A 603-nucleotide genomic window follows, 5' to 3' on the forward strand; every position below is an offset into this window, starting at 1 on the left:
ACACAGATGATTGTTAATTGTAAAGAGAACAACACTTATTGTTTGGGTCTGTAGCTCAGCTGGTTAGAGCGCACCCCTGATAAGGGTGAGGTCGGTAGTTCAAATCTACTCAGACCCACCACTTCTTCTTGATACTTCGTTGTAAGTTTCGTCGTTTAGTTATCTAAACGTCCTCTACTTACGCCTTGTCTCAAATCGAAGTCGGTATACAAACAGTAAGACCAGCATATGTGGGGCTATAGCTCAGCTGGGAGAGCGCCTGCCTTGCACGCAGGAGGTCAGCAGTTCGATCCTGCTTAGCTCCACCACTTTACTTCTTAAAAATAAATATTCTTTATCGGGTCATAAACGACCTGAGAACGAAGTGTGTTTAATTTTGAGAAGTTTTTATTTCTCTTGCTCTTTAAAAATTTGGAAAAGCTGATAATAAAATTCTGATGAATAACATTGTTATTTATCAAGAGTTTTCAAAAGTAAAAAAAAGAATGGTAGCAGTACCATTCAGTGCCATTTAATTAACTCTTATGAGTTGATTGATTGGTATCTACTTTAGTATTCAATATTGACTTCTGGCGAAGTTAAACTGTCACACAACAAAGACCC

General features: G+C 38.1%; 2 tRNA genes. Both read left to right on the top strand.

Annotated features, from left to right (window positions below):
* The first annotated feature begins 44 nt into the window (after nucleotides 1-44).
* Nucleotides 45-121 (top strand) — tRNA-Ile (locus H4J63_RS19825).
* Between the two features lie 111 nt (nucleotides 122-232).
* A tRNA-Ala gene (locus H4J63_RS19830) sits at nucleotides 233-308 on the top strand.
* Nucleotides 309-603 lie beyond the last annotated feature (295 nt).

Origin of the sequence: Pseudoalteromonas sp. 5Ae-yellow, from assembly GCF_014077565.1 — a bacterium.
GTDB lineage: Bacteria > Pseudomonadota > Gammaproteobacteria > Enterobacterales > Alteromonadaceae > Pseudoalteromonas.